This window comes from Mucilaginibacter gracilis, assembly GCF_003633615.1.
Classification (GTDB): Bacteria; Bacteroidota; Bacteroidia; order Sphingobacteriales; family Sphingobacteriaceae; genus Mucilaginibacter; species Mucilaginibacter gracilis.
This window is the reverse complement of record NZ_RBKU01000001.1, coordinates 1,248,359-1,272,624: the sequence shown is the minus strand read 5'-3', so window position 1 is coordinate 1,272,624 and position 24,266 is coordinate 1,248,359. Positions and strand designations below refer to the sequence as shown.

Annotated in this window: 21 protein-coding genes and 1 tRNA gene; 14 read left to right on the top strand and 8 right to left on the bottom strand. The window is 43.4% G+C overall.

Annotated features, from left to right (window positions below; translation table 11 throughout):
- Positions 1–80: 80 nt before the first annotated feature.
- From BDD43_RS05445 to BDD43_RS05420, 6 genes are all read left to right on the top strand, one after another.
- Positions 81–1,553, top strand: a complete 1,473-nt coding sequence (locus BDD43_RS05445) for a transposase (protein WP_121195838.1) — start codon at positions 81–83, stop codon at positions 1,551–1,553.
- An 88-nt stretch (positions 1,554–1,641) separates the two neighbouring features.
- Positions 1,642–2,763, top strand: coding sequence for a FecR family protein (locus BDD43_RS05440; protein ID WP_008507848.1), 1,122 nt, complete (start codon positions 1,642–1,644; stop codon positions 2,761–2,763).
- Between the two features lie 292 nt (positions 2,764–3,055).
- Positions 3,056–6,322 (top strand): SusC/RagA family TonB-linked outer membrane protein, encoded by a 3,267-nt coding sequence (locus BDD43_RS05435; protein ID WP_162846988.1) that lies wholly within the window; start codon positions 3,056–3,058, stop codon positions 6,320–6,322.
- A gap of 19 nt (positions 6,323–6,341) precedes the next feature.
- Positions 6,342–7,760 carry a RagB/SusD family nutrient uptake outer membrane protein gene (locus BDD43_RS05430; RefSeq protein WP_008507843.1) on the top strand — a complete coding sequence of 473 codons (1,419 nt, stop codon included), beginning with the start codon at positions 6,342–6,344 and terminating at the stop codon, positions 7,758–7,760.
- A gap of 51 nt (positions 7,761–7,811) precedes the next feature.
- Positions 7,812–8,945 carry a TlpA disulfide reductase family protein gene (locus BDD43_RS05425; RefSeq protein ID WP_008507841.1) on the top strand — a complete coding sequence of 378 codons (1,134 nt, stop codon included), beginning with the start codon at positions 7,812–7,814 and terminating at the stop codon, positions 8,943–8,945.
- 1 nt (position 8,946) lies between these two features.
- A complete protein-coding gene (locus BDD43_RS05420; protein ID WP_008507839.1) occupies positions 8,947–9,672 on the top strand; it encodes a basic secretory protein-like protein in 726 nt (241 codons plus the stop codon).
- A 660-nt stretch (positions 9,673–10,332) separates the two neighbouring features.
- On the opposite strand, the gene BDD43_RS05415 is transcribed toward BDD43_RS05420, so the two are convergent.
- The 6 genes from BDD43_RS05415 to BDD43_RS31035 form a co-directional block, all read right to left on the bottom strand.
- Entirely contained in the window at positions 10,333–11,952 is a 1,620-nt protein-coding gene (locus BDD43_RS05415; RefSeq protein ID WP_008507838.1) for a GH35 family beta-galactosidase, read from the bottom strand.
- Between the two features lie 19 nt (positions 11,953–11,971).
- Positions 11,972–13,570, bottom strand: coding sequence for a glucuronyl esterase domain-containing protein (locus BDD43_RS05410; RefSeq protein ID WP_040626038.1), 1,599 nt, complete (start codon positions 13,568–13,570; stop codon positions 11,972–11,974).
- A 4-nt stretch (positions 13,571–13,574) separates the two neighbouring features.
- Positions 13,575–13,718 carry a hypothetical protein gene (locus tag BDD43_RS29920; protein ID WP_157543924.1) on the bottom strand — a complete coding sequence of 48 codons (144 nt, stop codon included), beginning with the start codon at positions 13,716–13,718 and terminating at the stop codon, positions 13,575–13,577.
- A gap of 21 nt (positions 13,719–13,739) precedes the next feature.
- Entirely contained in the window at positions 13,740–14,651 is a 912-nt protein-coding gene (locus BDD43_RS05405) for an SGNH/GDSL hydrolase family protein (RefSeq protein ID WP_008507836.1), read from the bottom strand.
- A gap of 395 nt (positions 14,652–15,046) precedes the next feature.
- Positions 15,047–15,208 (bottom strand): hypothetical protein, encoded by a 162-nt coding sequence (locus tag BDD43_RS29915; RefSeq protein WP_157543923.1) that lies wholly within the window; start codon positions 15,206–15,208, stop codon positions 15,047–15,049.
- Between the two features lie 27 nt (positions 15,209–15,235).
- Positions 15,236–15,466: a reverse transcriptase N-terminal domain-containing protein gene (locus BDD43_RS31035; protein WP_050982119.1), complete on the bottom strand. Its 231-nt coding sequence runs from the start codon at positions 15,464–15,466 to the stop codon at positions 15,236–15,238.
- A gap of 818 nt (positions 15,467–16,284) precedes the next feature.
- Between BDD43_RS31035 and BDD43_RS29675 the strand changes: the two genes are divergently transcribed.
- The 7 genes from BDD43_RS29675 (at position 16,285) to BDD43_RS05360 (ending at position 20,065) form a co-directional block, all read left to right on the top strand.
- Positions 16,285–16,485, top strand: a complete 201-nt coding sequence (locus tag BDD43_RS29675) for a hypothetical protein (protein WP_147425577.1) — start codon at positions 16,285–16,287, stop codon at positions 16,483–16,485.
- 377 nt (positions 16,486–16,862) lie between these two features.
- A complete protein-coding gene (locus BDD43_RS05380) occupies positions 16,863–17,270 on the top strand; it encodes a single-stranded DNA-binding protein (protein ID WP_008507834.1) in 408 nt (135 codons plus the stop codon).
- Positions 17,271–17,333: 63 nt separating this feature from the next.
- Positions 17,334–18,401, top strand: coding sequence for a DUF932 domain-containing protein (locus BDD43_RS05375; protein ID WP_008507833.1), 1,068 nt, complete (start codon positions 17,334–17,336; stop codon positions 18,399–18,401).
- Between the two features lie 49 nt (positions 18,402–18,450).
- Positions 18,451–18,825, top strand: coding sequence for a hypothetical protein (locus tag BDD43_RS05370; RefSeq protein ID WP_008507832.1), 375 nt, complete (start codon positions 18,451–18,453; stop codon positions 18,823–18,825).
- Positions 18,826–18,835: 10 nt separating this feature from the next.
- On the top strand, positions 18,836–18,976 hold the full coding sequence (locus BDD43_RS29910) for a hypothetical protein (RefSeq protein ID WP_008507831.1): 141 nt from the start codon (positions 18,836–18,838) through the stop codon (positions 18,974–18,976).
- Positions 18,973–19,170, top strand: coding sequence for a hypothetical protein (locus tag BDD43_RS05365; protein ID WP_040626034.1), 198 nt, complete (start codon positions 18,973–18,975; stop codon positions 19,168–19,170). The genes BDD43_RS29910 and BDD43_RS05365 overlap by 4 nt, the downstream gene beginning before the upstream one ends.
- 136 nt (positions 19,171–19,306) lie before the next feature.
- The gene (locus tag BDD43_RS05360; RefSeq protein WP_008507830.1) at positions 19,307–20,065 is read left to right on the top strand and encodes a metallophosphoesterase; all 759 of its coding nucleotides are present in this window, start codon (positions 19,307–19,309) and stop codon (positions 20,063–20,065) included.
- A gap of 163 nt (positions 20,066–20,228) precedes the next feature.
- Here the strand turns inward: BDD43_RS05360 and BDD43_RS05355 are convergent.
- A tRNA-Pro gene (locus tag BDD43_RS05355) sits at positions 20,229–20,302 on the bottom strand.
- A gap of 558 nt (positions 20,303–20,860) precedes the next feature.
- Between BDD43_RS05355 and BDD43_RS05350 the strand changes: the two genes are divergently transcribed.
- Positions 20,861–21,058, top strand: a complete 198-nt coding sequence (locus tag BDD43_RS05350; RefSeq protein ID WP_121196767.1) for a hypothetical protein — start codon at positions 20,861–20,863, stop codon at positions 21,056–21,058.
- Between the two features lie 24 nt (positions 21,059–21,082).
- Here the strand turns inward: BDD43_RS05350 and BDD43_RS05345 are convergent, their stop codons facing one another.
- Positions 21,083–24,193: an AsmA family protein gene (locus tag BDD43_RS05345; protein WP_121196766.1), complete on the bottom strand. Its 3,111-nt coding sequence runs from the start codon at positions 24,191–24,193 to the stop codon at positions 21,083–21,085.
- Between the last annotated feature and the right edge of the window lie 73 nt (positions 24,194–24,266).

The window sequence follows — 24,266 nt, the reverse complement described above, 5'->3', positions numbered from 1 at the left end:
GTCTATTTTGAAAAATATAGTGGAACAACGCTTGATTGTTCCTTTTTTTGTTTATTTTGGGCTACCTAATTAGGTTGTCTATGTCGTTACCTTCCTGGATTCAAAAATTTAAAGAGCCAAAAACAGAGATCAGGCTTATCAAGGGTACATTTTACAAGTACGCTGTTGAGTATCGTTATAATTCTGAAAAAAAGCGGACGGATAAAATAACCCTGGAACTTCTTGGTAAAATCACCGAGAAGGAGGGCTTTGTCCCGTCGGATAAAAAACTAATAAAAGATAAAGGCAACAGCCTGCCGGTAGTAGATATCAAAACATACGGATTGTATAATCTCTTTACGTCTTTGCTTGCTGAGGATCTTCCCAGTTTACTTACACTCTTCCCAGAGCCTGTTAGTCAAACATTATTGACAGTAGCAATGATGCGTTTTGCTTATCAGCACCCAATAAAGCGTATGCCGTTTCAACATGCACATGACTACTGTTCTCTGAACTGGGTCACAAAAGGTCTTGATGACAAAGCAATTACAGCTGCATTGAAATATGTAGGAGAAAACAGAGAACTATTGCTGGGCTGGATGAAAGGCAGATTAGGGGTAAGGGAAGCTATGCAGGATAAATTTGTAATGATTGATTCTACGCACATACCATCCCTTTCAGAACATCTTTCAGTCAACGCAATGGGTTATAATCCACAGCATAGCTATGATCCACAAATACGCCTGATGTACATTTTTTCTGCACAAATGCAACAACCGGTGTATTATAGACTTATCAATGGGAATATTACTGACGTTACATCGATGAAGATATGTGTAGACGAACTAAATATCAAAGATGTGGTTTTCATTGCCGACAAGGGATTTTACAGCAAGAAAAACGTCGCTGACCTCAAAACTGCCTCCATTCATTTCATTATCCCACTATACAGAAATAATAATCTCATAGATTATGAACCGCTACAGCAAGCCAATTTTAAAAAAGGTATAAAGAATTATTTCACCTATCAGAAGAGGGTGGTCTGGTATTATGAATATGAAAAAGAAGGACTGATGCTAACTACTTACCTTGACGAGCGCCTTAGAGTAGAAGAAGAAGCTGATTTCCTTACCCGTACTCAAACACATCCTGATAAGTATAAAGAAGTTGATTTCTTTGAACGGGTTGACCGTTTTGGAACACTTACACTCACGAATCACCTGCCTGAAGCGGTGTCCGCACAAATGTTATATGAAACCTACAAACAGCGCAATGAAATAGAAGTCATGTTTGACGCCTACAAGCACTTCCTGCTTGCAGACAAAACCTACATGCAGAACCGATATGTGCTGGAAGGATGGTTAATGGCAAATTTTATAGCCATGATCGCATACTACAGGTTGTATACACGACTAAAAACAGCAAACAAACTTTCAAAATATGCACCAAAGGACATAGTAGAAATATCAAAAAGCATCTACCAAACTAAAATCCGAAACACCTGGGTAAGATCCGAAATAACAAAAAAGACAAAAGACCTCTTTAAATCTATTGACATAGACTACCTAAATTAGCGGAGTTAGGGTTTAATTTTTTTTTAACATGCAATAGCCCTTGGGTATATGGTTACCTGCCATACAATAAATACCATCAAGGGGAGAAATGGATAATTCGTTTAAAGAGTTACTGCATAAATACAATTCGGGTACCTGTACGCCTCAGGAACAGGCCATAATTGAAGCCTGGTACCAGCAAATGGAAGCTGCCGACCTTGCGCCGGTTACCGAAGAACAGCTGAACAACATAGCCGGGCTTAAACTGGTAATACCGGGCAACGCAAAAGTGCGGCGCTTAAGCGCATGGTTATCTGCTGCGGCAGCTGTTATCCTGATGGCAGGCGCGGCTTCATATTTTTTATATAAGGCTGCTCCTCATGTGCAACAAACGGTAAAGCTGCATAACGATGCGCTTCCGGGTTCAAACAAAGCGGTACTTACGCTGGCTAACGGCCATAAGATATTTTTAGGGGGCGTGCAAAACGGACCGATAGCCCACCAGGGTGAAGCGGTGGTAGAAAAAAAGGCCGACGGCGAACTGAGCTATAAAACAGACGAACCTGCTCCGGCACGGGTCAATATGCCTACTGTTTTTAACAGCGTAAGTACGCCGCGCGGAGGTCAGCATCACCTGATACTCTCTGATGGTACCGGCGTATGGCTCAATGCTTCCTCATCCATCAAGTATCCAACTGTTTTTAACGGCCCTGAACGCAGGATTGAAATTACCGGGGAGGCGTACTTTGAAGTTGCCCACAACGCGGATAAACCTTTTAAGGTAACGTGCGGGGAACAAACGGTTGAGGTACTGGGTACGCATTTCAACATTAATGCCTATGCGGACGAACCATTAATCAATACCACACTGCTGCAAGGCTTGGTGCGCGTTAGCGCCGGTACAAATATGGCTTTACTTAAACCCGGTGAGCAGTCGCTGGTAAGTTCAGCAAACAACATCAAGGTTACACAGGCCGATGTAGAGGCTGCTGTGGATTGGAAGGAAGGAGATTTTGTATTTAAAAGCCAAACCCTGCCGGCCATCATGCGCAAACTTGCCCGCTGGTACGATGTGGATATCAATTACGGCAGCTACAGCAACAGCAAGCTTACTTTTAGCGGCGTAGTGTCCCGTTCGCGCAATTTATCTGCGGTGTTAAAAATGCTCGAATCAAGCGCTACAGTAAAGTTTACGGTGCATGATAAAGTTTTAACCATCGTTAACAAATAAAATTCAATTAAAGTTAAACACATTAACCCCAATCAAGTATGACAGAACTGTACAAACCACATTAACCCTGCTCTTTATAGCCGGGCAAAAAATAACCGGAAGTGGTGGAACACTACCGGTTAAAATGTAAGCCTGGCAGGTAAGCCAAACAAATTAATTAAGAATCATTCGCGCTGCGGGCTAATTGCTTGGAGGCAGGTCCGCAACGTGAATTAACCTCAACAAATGTATGAATTTTTGTCCTGAAAAATTAGGCAGGCCCCCGGCCTGCGCGCTAAAACTGTTGCGCGTTATGAAATTGATAATACTGATACTCACCGCGGCCATTATTCAGGTAAGTGCTGCAAGTTATGCCCAGCGCGTTACCCTTAACCTGGAAAAAGCACCGCTTGCACAGGTTTTTAAAGAGATCAGAAAGCAAACCGGCATCGACTTTTTTTATACTGACGACCTGCTATCGCAGTCGAAGCCTGTTAGCGTCCATATTAAAGATGCCGAACTTAAAGACGCGCTTGCCAGGTGCCTTAACAAGCAAGCCTTAAGCTTTACTATCGAAAACAATATTATTGTTATTCATTCCAGGCAGCCGCAGGATTTACCGGCAGAAAAAGCTCCGCCGCGGATAGTTACAGGTAAAGTTGTTGATGAACAGAACATGTTTTTACCGGGTGTAACCATTAAAGTAAAAGGCAATCCGCGTTATACAGTAATCACTAACGAAAAGGGAGAGTTTGTTATTACAGTGCCGGATGATAATGCAATATTACAGGTATCTTATATCGGTTTCACCAGCATTGAACTTCCTGTGAGTGCAATGAAAAAGTCGGCGGTTATTTCGATGAAACCCGACATCAACAACCTGGACCAGGTACAGGTAATTGCCTACGGAACCACCACCAAACGTCTTAATACCGGCGATGTAACTACCATAACAGGCGCTGAGATTGAAAAGAACCCGGTGAGTAACGTGCTGGAGGCTATGCAGGGCAAAGTACCCGGCTTGTTTATACAGCAAGCTACCGGCCAGCCCGGAGGCGCATTCTCTTTAAGGCTGCGCGATGCCGCTAACTTTAGCAGCGCCAATGGAGCTCCTGCTCCGCTGGTAGTAGTTGATGGTGTAACTTATCCAGGCGCAAAACTACCGATGGAAAACAACACGCTATATGGCACGGGCAATTTTATACAGGGTGGCAACGGTCTTAACTTTTTAAACCCTAATGATATAGAAAGCATCAGTGTACTGAAAGATGCGGACGCCACTTCGTTATACGGCGCCTCAGGTGCCTATGGCGTGGTGCTGATCACCACAAAAAAAGCCAAGCCCGGCCCTGCTACCTTAACGGTTAATATCTACAATGGGGTATCCTTGCTGGGTCAGACAGTGCAGCCGATGAACACAGATCAATACCTGATGCTGAGAAGGGAGGCGTTAAAGAATGACGGAACTCCGGTTGGCGCAAGCGACAAAGATTTAAACGGCACCTTCCCTACCAACCGTAACGTTGATTTTAAAAAGGAACTGCTGGGCGGCCTGGCACAAACCGGCAACCTTAACCTCACCTATGGTGGCGGTACGTTAAATAGCAGCTACCTGGTTGGCGGCAGTTTACGCAACAACGGGAATATTCAACGGCACAAGGGCTCAAATATTGACGGATCGTTAAGGTTTTCGATTAATACTAACAGTGCCGATAATAAGTTCAGCTATAACATTGCAGGTACCTACCTTTCTAACGTGAATACGATGGTTCCTTATGATTTCAGCAGGCTGATGTCGTTGACGCCGCCTAATGCGCCCGACCCGTTTTTACCTGACGGCAGCGTAAATTGGGATAGCAATATTGTAAACTTTACGGGCGATTTTAACCGCACCTACAGGGCGGTAACCAATAACCTCTTGGCCAATACCAGCCTGATATACCGGCCTGTTAAGGGCTTATCACTGCGCGCCAACGTGGGCTATAACAACATCAGCGGCGAGGAACTGATGGGTTATCCTACTACAACCATGCCGCCATCAACAGCCAACGCGGCCGCCTCAACACACAGCATTTTCCACCACTACCAGGTTCGTAATATCACCATAGAACCTTATGCCGAATATGCCAGCACTTTTTTTAACAAAGGCGATTTTAGTTTTAAACTGGGTGGCAAAATTGATAATAACCTGAATACCGTAGATGAAATATCAGGTACGGGCTTTGCTTCCGATGCTTTGCTCAGTAATCCTTCCGCGGGCACTAACATCACCACAACCTATGGCAGGACCCCTTATCGCGATCTGGGCGCATACGCCATCATGAAGCTGGTTTGGAATCAAAAGTACATCGTCAACTTAAACGGAAGGCGCGATGGGTCCACCCGCTTTGGCCCCAACAAGAAATTCGGGAATTTCGGTTCGGTAGCCGCCGCCTGGATATTTAGCGAGGAAGATCTTATTAAAAACAACCTCCGCTTTTTAAGTTATGGTAAGATACGCGCCAGCACAGGTATATTAGGTGGCGATGCCATAAACGATTTTGCCTATCTAAGCAAATATACGGCGTCCTCGGGTACTTACGCGGGTAAAACCATTTTAAACCCATCCGGGCTGGCCAATCCCGAATTGAGCTGGGAACATAACAAAAATAAGGAAATAGGCATTGAACTGGGCTTTCTGAAAGACAGAATTTATGTTGAGGGCAATTACTACCGTAATATTGCAAGCAATCAGCTCATCAACATTCCCCTGTCCGCCGTTACCGGGGTGGGCAGCTATCCCGTAAATACTGATGCGGTTATCCGCACCAGCGGCTGGGAGATGAGCTTAAGCACCAACAATATCAGGACCAAAAGCTTAAGCTGGACAACACGCTTCAATATGTCTATCCCAACAAGCAAACTGCTTAAACTGCCTACTTATTATTCGTTAGGGCCTAATTACATTATTGATAAACCCGTTACGGGCACTTTGCTATATAATTTTGCCGGCGTAAACCCGCAAACCGGTAATCCCTCCTATACCAATGCAAAAGGAATTACCGCAGATGATCCGAGCTTGGGTAGTGCAGATAAAACAGAATTCAGGGATCTTTCGCCCAAGTACTATGGTGGTTTTCAAAATACCGTCACTTACAAACAACTTTCGCTGGATTTCTCCTTTACTTTCACCAGTCGTTTGTCACTCAACGCGGTAGCCCAAAATGGCTTCCCGGTAGGTTACAACGGCGTTAACGGCGGTACGGTTTGGCTTAACCGCTGGCAAAACCCGGGCGATATAACCACTGTACCTAAAGTTAGCGCAACCATAACCAATCTGCTGAATTTTTCGCAGGTCTACACTAACAGCACGGCTGCTTACAGCAATGCTACTTACGCCAGGCTGCAAAATGCCAGCCTCAGGTATAACTTTGCAGGCAATATGCTTTCTAAAATGCATGTAAAGGCGTTGTCAGTTTATGCACAGGGCCAGAACCTGTTAACCATCTCCAACCTGGGCGGCCTTGATCCTGAAAATCTAAGTATCACCGTTATTCCACCTATGCGCGTAATTACCGCGGGGTTAAACGTCTCTTTTTAAATAATTAATCAGATTAAAAATGAAGATCAAAAATACACATATCAAGGCTGTGGCAATGGTGCTGACATCTTCGCTGCTGCTCACAGGCTGTCAAAAATATTTAAATAACAGCGAGTTGCCGGCAGGTACCATTGCCGGTACCGACGCCTATGTTTCGGATAACTCGGTGGCGTCTATAGTAACAGGCTCCTTAAACGCTCTGAACAGCAGCGGCCCGTCAAACTTTGCACAGTTTACCGGCTTTTATACTGATGAGCTGGCCGTAATGCCAAACTCAACATCCAATACCCCTGTTCAGCAAGCTTATGCCAACAGCATTTTAGCAGCGAATATTAATTATTGGTCGCCCACCTACTCAAAAATATACGCTTTGAATTTGGCTATAGAGGGTATAAACACTACACCTTCCAAACTCTATTTTAAAAACCAATGGCTGGGCGAATGCTATTTTTTACGTGCCTTTGATTATTATTATTTGACCAGCCTTTACGGCGATGCAGCCCTGGCTTTAACCTCCGATTTTAATGTAACCTCCAAACTATCGCGGGCACCGCAAAGCCAGGTTTACGGACAGATTATTTCAGATTTGCTTAAAGCCAAGTCATTATTGCCAACCGACTTTATGAACGGCTACGGCACTGCCACATCAGACCGGGCGCGGCCTAACCGTTATGCAGCAGAAGCCATGCTGGCCAAAATGTACCTGACCACCCGCGACTGGACGAACGCTGCGGCAATGGCCGATTCCGTGATCAGCAATACCACGTTGTTTAAAATGGTAGCTCCAGCAAGCGTATTTTTAACCAACAGTGCAGAAACTATATGGGCTATGGCCACCACCAACGACGTTCCGACCAACGAATATACCATATACAACAATGCCATGCCGGCGATAACGGCTACCGATCCCGTTAAGCTGAACGTATTCGGGCAGCTAACCAATTCATTGCGGCTGAGTTTTGAGGCTAATGATGCGCGCTATACCAATTGGGTAAGATCAACAACCTATACCGGCATCACACCTAACGCTACCTACTACTTCCCGAATAAGTACAAATCGAATGTGATAGGTAACGAACGCTCCGTGATATTAAGGCTGGCCGAGATGTACCTGATCCGTGCAGAGGCACGCGCTCAGCTGAAAAACATAACCGGAGCCCAGGCGGATATCAATGTAGTAAGAACCCGGGCCGGGCTGCCTAACACTACCGCAGGTATGCAAACGGATTTACTTACTGCCGTTGCGCAAGAGCGCCGCGTGGAGTTATTTACCGAAATGGGCAACCGCTTTTTTGACCTGCGCCGCACCGGCACGCTTGATGCCACTATGCTGGCGCTGAAGGGTAGCGGCGTGTGGGCAAGCTACAAGCAATTCTGGCCAATCCCTTTAACCGAAATGAGCTATAACCCTAACATGGTACAAACTCCGGGTTACTGATTAATACAGACCAGGTGTGCCCAACAGCACACCTGGATTAATAATTGAATAATGAAAAAATATATTGTTACCGGCCTGGTTATGATGTTATGCATCTGCAGCCTTGCACAAACCCGGCCCTGCCAAATAAACATCAAGTTGAATGGCTTAAAAGTGCCGGCCAAAGCTTACCTGATTACACAATATGGCTGGACCGACAGCCGGGTGATTGATTCGGCTGTATTTAAAAACGGCGACGTTAAATTTAAAAGCCAAACTGCCGAGCCGTTTAAGGCTCAGCTGCTTGTTGGTAATAGCCCTAAATGGAGTAAAACCAATGATGCCTTACTGCTATACGTTGATCAGGGTAATATTGCGGTGAATGGTACCGATTCTGTAAAAAATGCAGTTATCAGCGGTTCAGAAATAAACAAACAATACCTGCGCTACCGGGCAACCGTATTAGCCCCTGTAGAAAAAACATCAAAGGAAGTAAACGCAGCCTTTACAGCAGCAGGAGCGGAAAAGAAAAAGGGCAGTCAATTTATGGCTGAGATGACGGCTAAATTAAAGCAGGCCGTTAAGGTGTCCGACTCGCTTAAATACATTTATATCCGGCAAAACCCATCGTCATTTTTAAGTTTGGAAGCGTTAAGTGAACTTGCCGGTAAAAACCCGAACATTACGCTGATTGAGCCTTTATTTAAAAAACTGGATGTAAGCTTACGCAATATGCCGAAAGGAAAAAAACTCGCGGAGATATTGTACGACAACGGCTCTACAGGTATAGGCGCCCTTGCCCCGGTATTTACCGAGCCTGATGTAAATGGTAACAACGTAAGCCTGACCGATTTTAGAGGTAAATATGTATTACTTGATTTTTGGGCATCCTGGTGCGGCCCCTGCCGTGCGGAAAACCCTAACGTACTAAAGGTCTATAACAAATATAAGGATAAAAATTTCACCGTATTGGGCATATCACTTGACCAGCCGGGGAAAAAAAATGCCTGGCTTGCCGCGATAAAACAAGACGGATTGCCATGGACGCAGGTGTCTGACCTTAACTATTGGAACAACGCCGCTGCCAGGCTTTACGGCGTTCAGGCCATCCCTCAAAATTTTCTGATTGATCCATCCGGAAAAATAATCGCCAAAAACCTGCGCGGCGATGCACTGGAAATTACGCTGGCTAAATTTATCCGCTAATATGAAAATCGTTTTCAAAATTATTCCGGCTATATTTCTATTAACGGCAGCCATCCGCGTTAACGCGCAAAACAAACGCCAATGGCAGGATATTGATACCTCCGGCTTCCACACGCGCAGCCAGAACAGTAAGAACGGCTTTACATTGATCACGATCAATAAAGATTCACTGTTCTCAGCCGAAACCTTACAGCGTATAAAAAATGCATTTTGGCAGATCTACCCTCGGGAAGTTAAACGATACAATAAAAAAGCTTTGCGCACCGTAACAATCTTAATTGGTAACGACTATAAAGGTGTAGCGGCCACGCTGAACGGTGTGGTTAAAATTGATCAGGATTGGCTAACTAAAAATCCCGAAGATATTGACGTGTTCACGCATGAGTTGATGCATATTGTGCAGGGTTACACCTACAATGTACCTGATAACTGGCTTACCGATGGCATTGCCGATTACGCCCGTTATACATTTGGTGTAAACAATTCAAAATCCGGATGGGCTTTGCCGGCCTTCCAAAACGGACAAAGTTATAAAAACTCCTACAGGGTGGCGGCGCGCTTCCTGGTGTGGGTAGAGCAATACAAAAACAAGAACATCGTAAAAAAGCTGGATGAAGCATTGCGGCAAGGTAATTATCAACCCGCTATATGGCAGAAGCTCACCGGCAGCAAACTTGATGAACTCTGGACTGCTTACGCAGCCAACCCCATGCTTAAAACCCAGTAGTATCTAAATTAAGCAGCAGGTGTGCGGTAAACCAATTCACTTTACTTTAAACTATCACCCTGCTGCCTAATTTCACATTTATCAGGATTGATGCTGTAGAGATTACTCCTTTCTGCAGTACAAATGGTCCTATCCGTAAAAGGCGAAAGGCTGGCATCTGATTAAAAAGTATAAATCAACATTTAGTAAATATTTTAAAATCAACCAGATATAAAAATAGCAAAACAACGACACTTATCGACAAGCAGCTGAAAGTCATATGGTTATGAATGTTGGGCTATTCTTCGACGGTTTTGCACAGATAGTAAACTTTTTTGCCGCAAATACTTGGGTTTAATATGAATATTTTAGGAAACACGTCCCAATTGGTATCTTTATATCATAGCAATTGCAGCTAAAACGTAGTCAAAAGCAGTGAGCGACTCATGGAGTAAGGAAACTCGATGCTTGTAATGCGCTGAAAATATGATAGTTGCCGATTAGGCTCGATTCTCGTCGGAATCCCCGACGAACCACTATCATTGCTTTGTGCCATAACATTAGATGACAAGCTTAACGTAAATTACCAAATGATACCCCGAACGGTTAAAAGGCGGGCTGTTCCAGAACTATGTGCTTCGCAGGTCTCTCACTATAGAACTAGGCTGGAACGTAATTTAATCAATAGGTATATGCTTTTACATGCTGGATGTTATACTCATAAACAGGTATCCGGACATGCCTTCCCTGGTGATCCTGATCGCCATTCATTATTCTGCCCGGGATCCATTTGCTAAGTTTAAAATGCCCTTCATCTACACTTAATAACCCGGCTTTTTTACTATTACCCAACGGCTCATAAGTAACTACGATGCCTGTCCCGGCAACATAAAATTCATCCGGCGCAACGCAAATGATGATGCCCCCGGTTTGCGGCCAGGTATCGTCCTTAGACCCTGGCGACCAGCCCAGCGCATACTCATGCTTAATCGTCAGTAGATAGTTGCCCAGTTTAACCTTTTTTGTAACCGAATCTTTATCAAACAAGAAGCCTTTTACGGTGCCCATTGGGGCGTATTTTGCAATCAACGGGGTTAATTGTCCTAAGATGTGGTAGGCTTTGCCAATCGGCTCTTTTTGCGGCGTTTCGGTAGATTCAATAGAAAAAGGAGAAAATGAAAGGCAATTATAATTTCCAAACGCGAAAAACGCTTTTGCATCATCGCCTCTTTCAAATTTTATTTCGGGGATAAATAAAGGGTTGGCGGTACGGGTGTACAGGTCTGCCCAATGCTGGAAATTGGGAAAATAAAAGTCGGGCGCTAATATATCAATAGCCGGTGCGCCTGCTTTCCAGATATCCATGATATGCGGGAGGGGGCCGCCGCTTGGATACGCACCCGGGTCAACATTGGGTCGGTTAAGCGCGGCATTTAAGTACATAGGCAAATGATATTGAGCCTTACCCGCCGATGTAATCTCATTGACATAAACAGCAAAATACCATGCTGTAAATATTTCATCCGTAACCAGCCCTTTGCCAAATATATCTTCCCAATTGCCTGCCGTTTTATAGCCATTTCGTTGCCAGATAGCTTTAATTTCGGGCAGTAATATCTCCTTGTTTTTTTGAAGATAGTTCATAAACTGTGCAGGTACCGCTTGCTGAAAAGAACGGTTAGCGGCATCGTCATAACTGCGCGCATTCGGTAACATCCCTATTTCATTTTCGACCTGAACTGCGATAACGGTATGTTGTACATCCGTTTTTTTTAAATGCTGCATCAGTTTAACAAAAGCGCTTTTATCTGCTTTGAGATTGTCTTTGTTGAAAGGCGTCAGTATCTCCTGCGGTTTGCCTATTTTATCTTTTGTTCTTGGAAAACGGGCTTCGTTAGTTTTAACCCACCTGGGAGCATAACACGACATACTGTTTTTCCAGGAACCAAACCAGAGTAGTACCAGTTTCAAATGGTTTTCGCGGGCAGCTTTGATATGGTAATCAACCAGTGTGAAATTAAACTTTCCTTCCTCCGGCTCCATCAGTTCCCAATAAACCGGGACGATAACGGTGTTTAAATTCATCTTTTTCAGCTTAGCCCATATGGGTTTCATATAAGTTTTGCTCGATGCGCTTGAATTGCCCAACTCACCACCCAAAATAAGGTAGGGTTTATGATCAACCAACAGCTGAAAATAATTGCCCTTTTTTACCAGCCTCGGCATATCAGGTGTTTGCGCATTTGCATTAAACAGGCAGCAAACGGCAGCCACTACTATTAAAGATCTAATTCTAATCATAATGGAAGACGTAAATTCATTAGCGGGCAGTATTGGCTGCTACGGACGTGCGGTTCATGTTTTTATCTGCCCAAGCAATAAAATATTTCATATTGGCATGATCCTCATGCCCCTGGTCGTGCTGGCGCCAGGCTAACTGTCCGTCAAGCAAGCCTGTATTTACCGGCGGCATTTTTTCGGTATGGTAGTCGTTTGATACACCTATATCTTTTACGCCTAACAGCTTAAATACAGATCCCGCAGCGACCGTTGCCATATAGCTGCCCTGGTGGTCAAGCCAGTGCGCATCGCCTTTTCCAGGGATACCGTAACTGATAAAAGTAAGGCGAGGCGCACAAAGGGCGATCAATTCATGGGCGTCAACCGGTAGATCACCTGGATTCATACTGCCAAATTTAGATTCTGCCGCCGCATATTTCATAAAATTACCTGCCATCCAGTAATGCGCGCCACCGCTAAGGCTTTCTACCATTTCGCCCCAGTTGCGGCGGCTAAGTTTCGCGCCGCCCTCGCCGGATGAACCAACCAGTACCATATAAAAACGCTGGTCATAAGCCATGGTTACCAATGCGGCTTTACCATAACGCGAAACGCCCTCGATACCCACGTGCTTGGCATCGACCATAGGTTCGTTGGTTTCCAAATAATCCAGTCCACGGCCGGCACCCCATCCCCAGGCGCGCAATGCGCCCCAGTCATCGGGTTTTCGGGGCTGGCCTTTGTTAACTAATCCAATAATACCCCGGGTTGTCTCCGCGCCATTATCTGCCTGTATACTTTTTGGATTGATTTGCGCGTAACCCCATCCATCAGCGATCAGCTGATCAGTCGAAGGCTGGTCATAATTTTCCCCGGCCACACCTGGGATATTTGGGCTGATCTTAGGTGCCGGCTGCCGCGCAAAGGCGAAGGGGTTAGGAGGATCGGGCACGGTATACGGATTGTACAAAGGGTGTTCTTCAAACACCGCCTTTAAAGACGGGTCGGTTTTTAATAGTACTGCTTTTAAGGCTTCATTAATCTTTATCACCTGGTCGCGGTTGGGCTGTGATGGTGCCGGGAAACGGCCCGGACTGAACATCATTAAAAGCGGCACGGGGCCTTTAGCGTTGGCCGGCATGACCAATGTCATGGTAATATTGACGTTTATCAGGGGATATTCAGTATTGTCCACGTGCGCGACCAGTTCTTTGACAGTAACCGGCGCACGCCCCACCATTTCATGGTCTATGGTTTTAACCGTCCAGGTGACTTTGGGCGTGCTTTTAGGTACACGGCCATACATTTCGCGTTCAAAGTCTTCTACGATTTCAGGCCGGCGCTGGTTGAACCACATGGCAGGCGTAGTCACTTTTTTGCCGTTCTTTAGCACCAACGGGTCCGGAAGGTTAGGGTACGGGTTAGCCAATGCTTCATCTGTATTGGCATGATTAGGCGCTTTTTCGTCCCCGCTCGGTCCCGGACGCAAAGCCTTAATGCCGAGCTGATCCATCATGTTTTGTTTATCCTGCTCTTGCGTAAATATAACCGGCGGCGGATAATTTCCGGCAGGCACGATAACCTGCTGGGCTGATGCTTGAGCAACGGTCAGCAGGCATAAATAAAAATACATCTTCATATTACTACTTCGTATTTTGGTCAATAAATGCAATGAGTTGGTCGGCCATTTTTTTATGCTCGGCAACACTTGAGTGTTCAAAGGGGCTGGTGCTTGTATTGTAGGGAAAGATCAGCGAATATCCATCTTTGCTTTTTATCTTTTTCACCGTGTTTGCCACATAGCCTGGTCATAGAGATCCCTCTTTAGATGCATCCATGCTGCCTAAGCCTACAATCATTTTAGCCTTAGGATACCTGCTCCGGATAGTATTTATAAAACCAACATAACCGTTAACGATTACATCCACGGTAGCCCCGGTAGCGCCAAACCATGCTTGATACTGCTCGTTAGCGGGCTGCTTCACTATCCATAAATCATTTTGGCCGAGGTCAGTGATAACAATATCGAGCGCATATTTAGAAAAATCCCATTTACTATTTGGGTCCGTTTCATCCAGCCTGTCATATATATCAGCGATAATTCCCGCGAACCAGCTCACCACAATACTTATTCCGATACGTGCAATGCAAGAATACTTCTCGTCAAAATGCTTGGCTGTCAACCCACCATAAGAAAGATAGTTGTTTTCATCGCCGTTCCCTCCTTTCACCGTATCAGCTATCGCGAGGCCGCATGTAATGGAGTTGCCATACATTTCCATTCTACGTTTTTTTGTCAACGGGGCAGCCAGCAGTTTTGCACCCGTATTCAGCACAAACCTGTTAAAACAGGTCTTGCCATTTTCGGCTTCGGTACGTTTAAATAATTCAACCGAGTGGTTTCCTGCGGGAAGGTTTTCCGCTAAAACATATTGCCTCCCAGATTTATCCAGCAGGATGATCTTAGTTACCTTATCATCGACTATAACATTAAAAAAGTTGCCGCCTTTTTCATCGTTCAGCAAAACTTTGACGCTGGTGCTATTGAAATTAGATTTGGCCGATGTGCCTGAACATTGCAATTGGGCCTTACCGTCTTTAAGTTGTACACGGCCCATACAATGAATGTGAGGATCATCACCGTTAAGGATAGTCTGGGCATTACTTATGCCTGCAAGCAGTAGAAAGCAAATTAACTTAGCGCAAAATTTATACACCATGTTGGTTTATGACGGATTAACCGTATTATATAAATATCAGGCAAACAATCGGTGAATGCAAAAAATCATAAACTTTTAATTGTTTGATTAACATGAATTTAGAAGTTAGAAATGATTGGCGTAAAGGATAGCTGCGGATCGCCAGTTGGCACCAGCTCATCAGGTCTTTTTTATTTTAAATTTCCGCCATGTGAAATAGTAGTCTAAGAGTGTTTAGAACCGATAATCTAAAGTGAGTATACGATAACTGATCCACAGACTTATATCAAAAGCTTTCATTTTATAATGGAAGTTTTAACGAAGCCCTAATCAATCTTCTTAGGCTGGGATTGGTATTTAACTTTGTTAAAAGTTTTCATCACTGATTTCATCAACGCATTTCTCGATATCGGCATCTAATATATACTTAGGCTTACCTTTGATTGATAAAAGATCGCTTCAGTAGCATTATCGACTGATCCCCAGTCCCCTAACCCATAGCCATTGGGTTCAAACCTCTCTTCCCATTCGGGTTCAAGGGCTAATTTATCCAACGCCTGTGCAGCACGGTCTTTCATAACGGTATGCCCAAAGGGCGTATTTCATTACTGTTTCGGAATCCATATTCGGTGAGTTGGTTTTACCTTTACCTTCAATAAGTCTTTGTTGCTAAGTTTCATCCGTTGCGCCGGAGTTAGTTTTCTTGCACCATCAACCCCCGCTGTTTTCTTCCTTTGATCGTCCTGCGTTAGTTTCCTAACCGCCAATAGCTTGGCGGCATTAGATTTCGATAACAGTTTTTGTAATTTGCGCGTAGATATTATAGTTCCGCACATGCATTCCTGTAAATTCGTTTATGCAGCTTGAAAACATTACGCTGACTTCTCGTCCAGTTAATTGTGTTCCATTGATACATCGGTCGTATTGCCGCGTTGGCCGTCTTAAACGGCTACTTACTAAACTTATCATTAACGTCGCGGGTAAGTCTGCTTATCCTTTGGCTTTCCCAAAGGCATTTGCTTTTTTCCCAATCTTTTTTCGCTAAGGCATAAGGATGGCTTACCACGGCGATTTCATAGCCTTTATAACATTACCTTATTCCGATTACTTGTACGGTTTTAATTCAATAAGTTTTAACTTCCTACTATTCAACGTATTAATTTCTTTTGAACGATTGATGGGCGACATTACCACCAAGACTGTCACCATACCCTTTTGTGGCAAGCCTTACAACCGTAGTTGAATAATCTGAGTAGACTTGTTGATCGCGATGGTGATTCAAACATAGGTTCGTTACCTACGCATACCAAAATACTTAGAAAGGATTGAATGTTATATTCAATTCTTACTTGCTTTCTTCCCTGCTGTACTCATGCAGATGGCACCTGAATCAATTAGGAAGGTGTTTTCATCTGTTCAAATAGAGAGAATGGTGTATCCATTCATCAGATAATCAGTTATTACAAAAGAACATTTGTAATGTCCGCTTACTTAACTCAAGGACAACAAGTCACACATGCCGGTGCTATCCCTGATGGTCATGGCTACATGTTCAATTCAAGTCCGGCTGGTTTTGCGCTCACCTTTGTTGCCGTGTTTTTCTTGCCCGGGGATTGTTCTCTTCCACAAGCTGATCCACACGGTGATAAAATTCATGACTTCCGATTTCCATAACATGATCGGCTCAAGCGATGCCATAGCCGAATTTTTCAATAAGCAGGCTCGCGAGCTGCGGCGTTTCTCCTCCATCTATGATACGCTTTTTCCGTACTGCGGCATAATTTTCCAGTTACTGCTAAAATCTTCTTTGGTAACGCAATACGGTTGCTCTTGTCAGTTCAGGCATGGCGGATAGTTTATGATATTAAATTAAGAATCTTCCGCAAAAATTATGAGTGCTGAACAATTTCCAGCGACGTTATCCCGCCGCGCATCGAAAAAATATTAAAATTCTTCCTGCATTTTTTCAAGACGAGGGTTAAAAAGGACGCGAAGTTGGGCCTGATGCCTGAAGACCACACAGGCTGAAAAAGTGTTCGGCATAACTCCGCCTGGGGATCGTTCCTCAACCCGCTACGGCCTTTGGCACTTATTCCGCTTCCTTTTGCACCCTGAGATCCGCCCCACTTCCATTGGCTACCTTTTTAACCCATCGTCTTTCAAAAAAAATCCTTGGAAGAGTTTCGGTTGAGGAGGTACGAAATAATTTTTAACTCATTAATAAAGAAAAAGATGGAAATCACAAGCACAGGAGTTTTGACAGGCAAGGCCGAGGTCCGAGAAGTTAAGGGTGGCAAAACGGTAACCAATTTTACCATTGCCGTCAACCGTACCTACAAAAAGGACGGCGAGTTGAAAAGGGAAACCACGTTCGTAGATTGTGCGTGGTGGCTTAATGCCGGGGTGGCCGAATACCTGACCAAGGGAACAGTCGTGGAACTGTATGGCCGGATAGGTGCGAGGGCGTGGATCAACCGGGACGGTGACGCCATCGCTAACCTGACCTTAACCGTGCTGAACCTGAAATTATTGGGGCATGCCGGGAAACAGGGCACACAAAGAGCGGACACTGAACCCGTGCAGACCATGACCCTTGTGGTGGACGGCAAACCGGGAGAGGATGACGACCTGCCGTTTTAAACCACCTGCCTGAACCTTATCACTTTTTCAATGCAATTCATTTCAAATTAAAAAATTACAGTCATGGCACATAACCTCAATTTCAACGACCAAACCAATCAGCATAGTTTTTTCAGCGTAAAGGAAAAGGCATGGCACGGTTTAGGGCAAGTCGTGGAACAATACCCAACCTCCGCACAAGCCATTCAGTTTGCGGGTTTAGATTACTTCGTGGAGAAACGCCCGTTGTTCACCAATGGCATCAGCAATGATTTAGCGGAGTTAACCGCAGGGATAGAACCGGCGAAAATCAGTGTTCCGGCTTTTTTTGCGACCGTCCGAAATGATAACGATGCCGTTTTGGGCGTGGTAGGCAAGGACTACAAAGTCGTGCAGAATGCCGAGGCCTTTACTTTTTTTGATGCCATCGTGGGTGGTGGTGATGGTATTTTATACGAGACTGCCGGGGCGTTGGGTAATGGTGAACGCATTTTTATTACCGCTAAACTGCCGGGTTATATCAAAGTTGGCAAGCAGGATATGATAGAGCAGTACCTATTCCTGACCACTTCGCATGATGGTTTTGGAAGTATTACCGCAGCTTTTACGCCTATCCGCATCGTATGCAACAATACTTTGAACGCCGCTTTAAAGAACCACAGCGGGGCGATCAAGATACGACATACCGCCAGTGCCAACGACCGATTGAAACAGGCGCATACCTTAATGGGCATCACCAATTCGTTGGGTGCGGAACTGGAAGAACTATTCAACCATTGGGCGACCGTACGCATCACCGATAAGGAAGTTAAAAAATTGATACAGGTGGCGATGTCTCCCAACAAGGAAGTCCTTAAAAACTTAGCCGGGGGCAAAACGGACGATTTGTCAAGCACCTTTAAGAACATCGTGGAAAGCGTGGAGGCCTATGCTTTGGGCAACCCGACACAGCAGACCGAGACAACCGCAGGGACGGTATTTGGAGCCTATAACGCCGTGACAGGCTATTTTCAAAATGTCCGTGGCTTTAAGGACGAGGAGGCCAAATTCAAATCCATCATGGACGGAACGGCCAAACAAAGGGCGCAGGTGGCTTTTGACCTTTGCAAAAACTTCGCTAGTCACGGAGCGGATGCCCTGAAACTGAATTAATCATTGATAAGGGGGGAGCAATACCCCTCATTTTAAAGACAGCAACAAAATGAAACCATTGGAACTGATGGACAACGTGCAGAAAGCAAGGCTATTGCACGGTTTAATGGCAAATGAGGTACCCGGATTTTTAACCTATATGGCCGAAGTCGCCCAAACCATTTACGATGAACAGGAAGCGATGCGAAAAAACTGGAAAGACCAATTACTGGCCTTTGACTTTTGGTTTGACCTCGCCCGGGGAACAGGGGAACTGATCGAAAAGCACCGGGAGGAACTCACGAATGTCCGTAAGGTTTTCAGCGAAGTTTTATTCGGTGGCTATATGTGCGTGTTCGCTATTCATTGCCTGCATAACTATGTCGGTACAGGCAGGTACGCCGACCCCAAAATGGAACATGCGGTCAATCTCTTATTCACTTAATTACCCGGCTATGAAAACGATACAAGTTGAACTGTATGTATTCAGCGAACTGGAAAGCAAGATCAGGGATAAGGTGCTGATAGACCATTTATATATCAATGTAGAGGATAATTGGTGGGAAGCCGTTCAACAAAATAAAGGGGTTAATTGAGGCAAAATATTGAAAAAATTGCTTCGGAATTAGGTCAACGAAACAATACAGAAGACAAGGTTCCAACACTATCACAGCCGGTCTTTTCTGTAAGGCCCAAAGCAAACTTTATAAAGTTTGCTATCTTGCGGGCAGCAAATAATATTGCAAATATAATAAATCCGGCTAAAAAACATCAGCTACAATTATTGTAATGGTAAATTTTGTGTCAATTTATTTTAATATCGTTCCAATTTAAAATAGATATAAATAAGTCGTTTTTAAAAAGTCAGGTCAAATAATCGATCCCCATAATGGTTTTAAAACCCATTTTTCTAATTTTGGACCGATATGATTCTACAATACTGCTCCGACCTACATTTAGAGTTTCCCCAAAATGAAGCTTATATAAAAGCACACCCAATTCAACCCGTCGGAGAGATTTTGATATTAGCAGGTGACATTACTTTGTTTAATCGGATAGACTATCAAAAAGACTTCTTTAATTACGTTAGCGATCATTTCAGGGAAACCTATTGGATACCGGGTAATCACGAGTACTATCAAAGCGATATTTCAAACCGGTCAGGTTCATTTGAAGAAAAGATCAGAGACAATGTGTCCCTGGTCAATAATGTTGTTAAAAATTTTGGTACACATCAGCTACTATTTTCCACCTTGTGGTCGTCAATCAGTCTTTTAAATGGCTGGCGAATAGAAAGGGGCTTAAATGATTTCTATCAAATCAGTTACAACGGAAAGCGCTTTCAAATTCCTGATTATAATGACTTTCACGCAAAATGTGTCGATTTTCTGCGCGATGCTTTAGAAAAAGAAATAAATGGCAAAAAAGTTGTTATCACACATCACGTTCCTACTTTTAAACACTATCCGCCCGAATATAAAAGTGATTATTTAAACGAAGCTTTTGCAACCGTGCTGGATTATTTGATTTTGGATACCACGCCGGATTATTGGGTCTATGGGCATCATCACCGGAATATTCCAGAATTTAAAATAGGCCATACCAAAATGCTGACAAATCAACTTGGCTACGTTCAACACAATGAAAATCTAAACTATAGTAATGCTAAGTTTATCGAATTATAGCAAGAATTTGTTCCTGCCACTATCTTCAATAGCACAAAATAACTTAATGTGATTTTCTTTAGCAATAAAAAAACGTACTAAAACACACGCAAACTGTTAGACCTATGTTAGACCCAATAAAAAAGGACTCAGATTTTTCAATCATAAGTCCTTGATTTTCAAGTCGGGATGAGAAGATTCGAACTTCCGACCTCCAGCACCCCATGCTGGCGCGATACCGGGCTACGCTACATCCCGAATGGTGGTGTTGCTGTTACACAGCTTATTTATCTGTAGTATACCGTACTGATGCTCGGTTTAAATTAATCTGTTACTTTACTTTTTGTAATTAACCAATTTGTGTGGTAGTAAGCAAAGTGATAAAATAAATCAGGCCACAAATATAACGTATGCGCTAATAATCGCAAACCCAAATTTACAATGTTAGCAATTTCTATTACCCTAGCCTCCATACTTTATTGTGGCTTAAAATTGCGATATAGCAATTTTATTTCAGCTTGGTCTGTTGGTGATTAATTGATAAACACGCAGATAGAAAACAAGTACAACAAGCAGGCGCATTCGCGGATTTTTTGTGGGCTTTTCGATTGAGAGGATGGTTACCAATGTTTAATTTTCATGAGCACCTATTAAACTGCAATGTAAGCCTTCATTCAAGTCATAACAGAAAAATTTGCGTAGGAGGGTGGTTTTTATACAAGTGCAGTTACGTTTAAATAACACAAAGGTGGCTTTTTTTTATTCTTATCGCACCATTTAAGTTATTTGGTATTTTTGCATAACCTTAACTTTATTATGAACGAAAGAAACATTTACAAAGCATTGAAGCAGATACAAAAAGGCACTATGAAATTTAGCAGACTAAACCTGGTTTGTGAAAAACTTACTGAAATGGGCCTTGTCAGACCCATTCCTACCCAAGGCTCCATTGATTATGAATTGACTATCAACGGAAAGGTTTTTATTTGGGATTATGATAACTGGAAACTATAACAATGCGTTAAGTAAGCATTGTTTCTATTTATCGTCGTTTGTAGCCTGTAACTCATCTTCTTTTTTACCCTTGCCTAAGCGTATCTTAGGCTTATCTTGAGTGCCGGTTATGTTCATCGGTATGCCTATTATTCCTAGTGGTGGTAGGCCTAACCTAAATTGCAGGTCCATCTTTTTATCAAAACTCACCTGGCCCTCAAAACGGGCGCGGAAACCTGCTATGCGCATCTTTGTACGCTCAATAGTGATTATATTATTGGCGATTTTTGTTTTGATGTCAATTTGCGATACATCTGGGTTTTTTGATAAACTATCGCGCTTGGCTGAGTTACCTATAGCGTTCAATAACTTAAAACCATGCATTTTAATTTGCCTTGCCGATAGTACGCCTCCGCCCTTTAACGATGCGTAAACGGGTTGCATATCGCTGTTAAGCCTGCCGCTTAACTGGTAATCCAACGAAACTAAGCCCTCGGCATGCTCTGCCGCAGTGGCCATATCACGAAACAGCTTAATTTTGTTGTAGGCCTTTTTTATATCAAAATCCTTGGCGTTAATGTGGTAATCAAAATAGGCCCTCTGTGGGCTTACGCTAAGGTAATTGGCATCCATTGATACTGGTGTGCCTATTAAATTAAAGCCTGTTTGTTTAAGGTTAATATTGCCGTTATTAATGGTCATCTGGCTTTTGGCATCGTTTATAAGCAGGCCGTTGTAAGTAAGTTTCTTAACATTGGCAGTAATAACCAGGTTTAGGTTTTTGGGCACCATAATAACGCCCGTGGTGCTGCTGCTACCCTGTGGCGCGCCCGAATAGGCCATAAAATCGTTAGCAACAAGCAGGTTGCTGGTAAGGTTAAACTGGCCTTTAAGGATAGAGCCCGGCTTTACAGCATAGTCTATCACGTTGGTTAAATTGCCGTTCAATATCATTGTCGAATTACCGTAATGGCCTGTAAAACTATCAAACAGCATTTTATCCTGGTTAAAGCTAAAATCGCCTTTACTGATGGTAAACGGCTGCGGAAACATGTCCCACAAAAGAGTCATGTTTTTAACTTTTAAAGTACCCGAGTTTTGAAGCTTATCATAATGCCCTGCTACAGCATCGCTTTGTTTGCCTTTTAATGCCACGTTTGCTGCTATGCTACCATGTACATTGTAACCCTTTTGAGCAAACACCTGGTAAATTTTACCTATGTTGATGGTGCCTTTTGATTGAATATCATATTCCAGATTGGCAAAGTTGTGCAGTTCGGCCTTTAGCGAAAAGGGTTGGCCTTCAAACTGAAAGGATATAGGTTTGATAGAAACATTAGTGCCGTTTAATGTACCGGTATGGTTGGTTATGCGGGTATCGATGTTGATTTTTTGGATAGGATGCGGATAGTATTTGGTTTGGATAGAGCCATTTTTTAGCACAACATCGGCAACCGTTAACGGAAATTTGTGTTTGGTAGCAATGTATTTACCTTTTACTTTAACATTTGCATCAAGGTCGCCCTCAATTTGTATGCTATCGGCAGGTAAAAACTGTTTTAAATCGGCCAGATGAAATTTGGCTTGCAGGCCTGCATCAACCGGGAAGTCGTTAACGTTGGCCAGGTTAAAGTAACCTTTAATATAATTGTTTAATGCCGATGCATTTAAATTATCAATTGCCAGGCTAATGTGTTTGTAATTATTATCAGGGCAATTGGCCCGCATATTAAAGCCAATGTTGTTAATGGCTTGCGGCAATTTGGCGTATTTAAAATAGCCATTTTTAAATGACGATGTGAGCGTAAACTTAGGTATGCTGGTAATTACGGTATCCACCTTTTTTAGCTTGTTGCTCACCGTGCCCTTGGCGTACCGGCCTTCGGCCAGCAGGTGTAGCGAATAGCGGCCCCTTACCTGGAATGGCTTAATACCGAAGGCGGTGTTCCATTTTTCAAGATCGATCTCGGTATTAACTTTGGCGTAAATTTGTGGTTCTTTAATGCCTTTAACCCGTATTATCGAGCTAAAGTAATCTTTGCCGATGTTAAAATAGATAGAATCGACATTTACATACAAGCTATCGGGGTTTAAACCCGGCAACTTCGACTCCATGTTGAGAAATAGGTTACGTACCGGCGACGGCGATTTTTGATTGTTAACATACCCATTGCGTATCTTTAAGCTAATATCCAAATCGGGCATAATTTTGTCTTTAACAATGTATTTTCCCTTTAGCGATATTTGTAAGTTGCCCGATCCATCCACATCTGTTTTCTCCAGCATCTTTTGGTATTCTGCCGGGAGGGCCGTAAAAATATCGCTCAAGTCACTTTCGTGCGAGTCAATCTTGAAATCCATATCATAGCCATCTTTCAAAAAGCCAAACTTGCCGGTAAATTGCACAGGGAGCTGGTTAATCATCAGATCGTTTTTTTGGAAAACAAAATCTAACGATTTGGTATTAATTCGGGTTACCAGGTCGGCATTTACCTTTTTGGATAATATGTAGGGTTGCTTATTGTAATACAAATCAAGCGATTGTATTTGCGTGTGGGTATGCAGGGCAAAAACATCCTTACTCAAATCGCCGCTGCCGGTGTAGTTAAAATTACGGGCAATCACCATCATCGGTAACGACCGGTCGTTATATACCAGGCGGCTGTTCTCAATCAAAATCTGGTCTATCCCTAATGATGCACTGCTACTATCGGCCTGCGCGGCGCTTTTTTGTGCCGACGATTTGTAAACATAATAATTTGCCCTGCCCAGGCTATCGGCCTGTAAGTTAATAAAGGCATTGCTAAGGTATATCTTACCTATTTTTACTTTACTTTTAAATAGCGAACTAACATCTATACCAAAAGCAATTTCTTTAGCGGCAATTAGGGTGTCTTTTTCAAATGGGGCACTACCTTTAAGCGTAACATCGTAAAGGGTAAGTGTTAATGCCGGGAAATGTTTAAAAAACGAAAGGCTGGTACCCGAAAATACAACATGCCCGTTAATATTACTATTGGCCCATTGATTAATTTTTTTAGTAACCGCCGAAGGGAACAGCAATGGCACCAAAAGCATGAGCAACAATATGGTACCCAAAACAATGCTACCTGTTTTAATAATTTTAAGGCCTATTTTTTTTATACTAACTTTCACTGCGATAGGGGTTTGGTATACAAAAATAGCAAATTTATAATTTTAGAGCCTATTTGGTTTTAAAGTTAGTAGC

Bases quoted from the DNA above. Each gene is read 5' to 3' on its own strand.
- BDD43_RS05435 (WP_162846988.1), top strand. From the start codon at position 3,056: ATGAAATTGATAATACTGATACTCACCGCGGCCATTATTCAGGTAAGT.
- BDD43_RS05420 (WP_008507839.1), top strand. From the start codon at position 8,947: ATGAAAATCGTTTTCAAAATTATTCCGGCTATATTTCTATTAACGGCA.
- BDD43_RS05350 (WP_121196767.1), top strand. From the start codon at position 20,861: ATGAACGAAAGAAACATTTACAAAGCATTGAAGCAGATACAAAAAGGC.
- BDD43_RS05380 (WP_008507834.1), top strand. From the start codon at position 16,863: ATGGAAATCACAAGCACAGGAGTTTTGACAGGCAAGGCCGAGGTCCGA.
- BDD43_RS05415 (WP_008507838.1), bottom strand. From the start codon at position 11,952: ATGATTAGAATTAGATCTTTAATAGTAGTGGCTGCCGTTTGCTGCCTG.
- BDD43_RS29675 (WP_147425577.1), top strand. From the start codon at position 16,285: ATGACTTCCGATTTCCATAACATGATCGGCTCAAGCGATGCCATAGCC.
- BDD43_RS05360 (WP_008507830.1), top strand. From the start codon at position 19,307: ATGATTCTACAATACTGCTCCGACCTACATTTAGAGTTTCCCCAAAAT.
- BDD43_RS29910 (WP_008507831.1), top strand. From the start codon at position 18,836: ATGAAAACGATACAAGTTGAACTGTATGTATTCAGCGAACTGGAAAGC.
- BDD43_RS05425 (WP_008507841.1), top strand. From the start codon at position 7,812: ATGAAAAAATATATTGTTACCGGCCTGGTTATGATGTTATGCATCTGC.
- BDD43_RS05410 (WP_040626038.1), bottom strand. From the start codon at position 13,570: ATGAAGATGTATTTTTATTTATGCCTGCTGACCGTTGCTCAAGCATCA.
- BDD43_RS05370 (WP_008507832.1), top strand. From the start codon at position 18,451: ATGAAACCATTGGAACTGATGGACAACGTGCAGAAAGCAAGGCTATTG.
- BDD43_RS05375 (WP_008507833.1), top strand. From the start codon at position 17,334: ATGGCACATAACCTCAATTTCAACGACCAAACCAATCAGCATAGTTTT.
- BDD43_RS05405 (WP_008507836.1), bottom strand. From the start codon at position 14,651: ATGGTGTATAAATTTTGCGCTAAGTTAATTTGCTTTCTACTGCTTGCA.
- BDD43_RS29915 (WP_157543923.1), bottom strand. From the start codon at position 15,208: ATGAAAGACCGTGCTGCACAGGCGTTGGATAAATTAGCCCTTGAACCC.
- BDD43_RS05445 (WP_121195838.1), top strand. From the start codon at position 81: ATGTCGTTACCTTCCTGGATTCAAAAATTTAAAGAGCCAAAAACAGAG.
- BDD43_RS05430 (WP_008507843.1), top strand. From the start codon at position 6,342: ATGAAGATCAAAAATACACATATCAAGGCTGTGGCAATGGTGCTGACA.
- BDD43_RS05440 (WP_008507848.1), top strand. From the start codon at position 1,642: ATGGATAATTCGTTTAAAGAGTTACTGCATAAATACAATTCGGGTACC.
- BDD43_RS31035 (WP_050982119.1), bottom strand. From the start codon at position 15,466: ATGTGCGGAACTATAATATCTACGCGCAAATTACAAAAACTGTTATCG.